The organism is Sphingobium sp., assembly GCF_003248505.1.
Classification (GTDB): Bacteria; Pseudomonadota; Alphaproteobacteria; order Sphingomonadales; family Sphingomonadaceae; genus Sphingobium.
The window spans coordinates 1-2,686 of record NZ_QFOA01000155.1 but is presented as its reverse complement, the minus strand read 5'-3'; the positions used below and the strand labels follow the sequence as shown (position 1 = coordinate 2,686).

Below are 2,686 nucleotides of genomic sequence, written 5' to 3'. Positions count from 1 at the left end.
CGCCGTCAGATCACGATAAAGGTTGGCGAATATGCGCCCGCTCGGCATAGTTCGTCGTCCGGCATAAACTGCCTTATGCCGCGTGCGGCATAAGGCAGTTTCAAGCAGGCTGTACATGGCGGCTGCGCGCTCGCCACCACAGTCGGCACCGGCAAACATCCAGTTCTTCCTGCCTACGGCGATACCGCGTAGCGCGTTCTCGGCCAGGTTGTTGTCGATCTCGAGCCGGCCGTCTCCGGTGTAGGCGAGCAGCGCCGGCTTGAGGCGGACCGCATAACGCAGCGCCTCGGCCAGCGGCGTGCGCGCCGATACCTGGCCCAGCACGTCGCCGGCCCAGGCGAAGAAGTCGAGCGCGGTCAACTTCGACAGCTTGCGCGCCTTGCGGCGGTCGTCATGCGGGTCCCGCGTGATGCCGCGCTCGACCTCGTACAAGATGCGGATCATGCGCAGTCCCTCGGCCGCAACCGAGCTCGGGTCGGCCTGGTAGACGTCGTGGAGCTTGCGCCTGGCATGCGCCCAGCAAGCGACCGGCGTGATGGGGCCGGGCTTGCGGTCCGGGTCGTAGAGCCGCGCGAACCCGGCATAGGCGTCGGCCTGCAGAAAGCCGGTGAACGCCTTCAGGTGCTCGCGCGGGCGCTCGCCCTTGCGGTCGGGGCTGTAGCGGAAGAGCGCAGCGGGCTTGTCGCTCGGCCGCCATCGTCGGTTGTCGCGCAGATACACCCATAGCCTCCCCGTGGCGGTCTTGCCGGTGCCGGGTGCCAGCACCGGGACGGGCGTGTCGTCGGCGTGGAGCTTGGGGCTGGCCATCACGTGGTCGGCAATGCGGTCGACCAGAGGCTGGAGCAGCCAGCTGACCTGGCCCATCCAGTCGGCCAGCGTCGAGCGGCTGAGGTCCACGCCCTCGCGGGCGTAGATCTGCGACTGACGGTAGAGCGGCAGGTGGTCCGCGAACTTAGACACGACCACATGCGCCAGCAGCCCCGGCCCGGCGCGCCCGCGCGGGACCGGCAACGCCGGTGCCGCCGCCTGCGAGATCGCATCGCAGCGCTGGCAGGCGAGCTTGGGGCGGACATGGCGGACAACCTGGAAGCGGGCAGGCACATACTCCAGCACCTCGGTCACGTCCTCGCCCAGCGCCGACATGGTGCCGCCGCAGGCGGTGCAGCCGTCCGCTTCCGGCGCGGGGTGGATGACCTCCTGACGCGGCAGGTGCGCGGGCAGCGGTTCGCGTCGGGGCTTGCGGCCGGGTGCCTGGGGCGTGTCGGCCAACACATCGCCCGCGACGACGCAGGTGGCATGGGCGTGCTCGGCTTCCAGATCCTCCAGCGTCAGCTCCAGCTGGTCGGCGAGCAGCGTCAGCCGCTCGGACGACTGGCCGAACTTCATGCGGCGCAACCGAGCGAGCTGGACCTTGAGCTTCTCGATCTGGAGCGTGGTCAGCTTGACCGCGTTTTTGGCCGCATTGAGCTGCTCGCGCGTGGTTTGATGAGCGGTGCGCTCGGCTTCCAGCGCCTGTTCCGAGGCCAGGAGTCGGGCCTGCATGGCGGCGAGCAGCGCCCGCACATCGTCAGGATTTTCCGGTATGTCTATCCCGCCCTGCGACATGGTTCTGTGTACCAGACGCGCGACTCGCGCCCAAGCGAAATGCGCGCTTTTCTGCGGCTTTCCCGCCTACATCTGCACCGGCAGGCGGGGTGGCGGAGGCGCCACGGTGCGGCGCCAGTCCATGGCCTCGACGAGCAGCGCGAACTGCGCCGGCGTCAGCACAACACCACCTTCGACCAGCGGTGGCCAGACGAAGCGGTGCCGCTCCAGCCGCTTGGCGAACAGGCACAGGCCGGTGCCGTCCCAGTGCAGCGCCTTGAGGTAATTGCCGCTCCGGCTGCGGAACAGGAAGACGTGACCCGCATAGGGCTCGACCGCGAACAGCGGTCGCACCAGCGCCGCCAGCCCGTCGAACCCCAACCGCATGCTGACTGGCTTGCTCGCGAGATAGACCCTGGTGCCGGGCGCCAGCGAGATCATGACGCTTCCCGCAACGCCCGCAGGACGCGTGCCAGCGCCTTCTCGTTGACGTAGCTGTCGACCGACAGGCGAACGCCGCTGGCCAAGTCGATGTCGATGCCACCGGGCCGGCTCCCCGGATGCGGGCGAGCCAAGTCATCGGGGGCTGGCGTGGCCTCGCGGGTAGGCGCGCCAAAATTGCGCTCGGCCTGTGTTGCCGGGGCGAGCGCCACAACCGGTTCAGGCGAGGCGACGTCTGCGACCGCGCCGTAGGTGATGAACTGCAACGGCTCGCTGGCAATGCGCTCGGCCTCGCGGCGCGTCTTGCGCCAGCCATGGATGAGGCTGGCCGAGATCCCCAGCCGCCGTGACACGCCGACAACCGTGGCGCCCGGCTCGTCACACTGCGCCAGCACCGCCACGCGCTCCTCGTCCGAGTACTGCCGGCGCCGCTCGACCCGGGTGATGACCTCCATGCGCCCCATCCGCACTCTCCTTGCGGAGTGCGAAAGGACACTCCCGAGAGCCGACGGCCTCGCGCAGCAGGGCCGTGCCAGCAACACGCGTCAGGCCGGACACTTACGACTGAGGATGCCTCGGGCCTTCATGTTCGACACAGCGTCGAATGCAAGGGGTTGTTCGGAGCCCCCGCAGCCGCATTCGTGCGCGCAGGCATTCGCCG

General features: G+C 69.0%; 3 protein-coding genes. All 3 read right to left on the bottom strand.

The genetic code is table 11. The features are described 5' to 3' along the window. A partial coding sequence (locus DI606_RS19980) for an IS66 family transposase (RefSeq protein WP_293985746.1) occupies positions 1-1,605 on the bottom strand: 1,605 nt, incomplete at its 3' end. A 66-nt stretch (positions 1,606-1,671) separates the two neighbouring features. Next, positions 1,672-1,971, bottom strand: a complete 300-nt coding sequence (tnpB, locus tag DI606_RS19975) for an IS66 family insertion sequence element accessory protein TnpB (protein ID WP_293985744.1) — start codon at positions 1,969-1,971, stop codon at positions 1,672-1,674. 50 nt (positions 1,972-2,021) lie between these two features. Continuing rightward, positions 2,022-2,480, bottom strand: coding sequence for a transposase (locus DI606_RS19970; protein WP_293985742.1), 459 nt, complete (start codon positions 2,478-2,480; stop codon positions 2,022-2,024). Positions 2,481-2,686 lie beyond the last annotated feature (206 nt).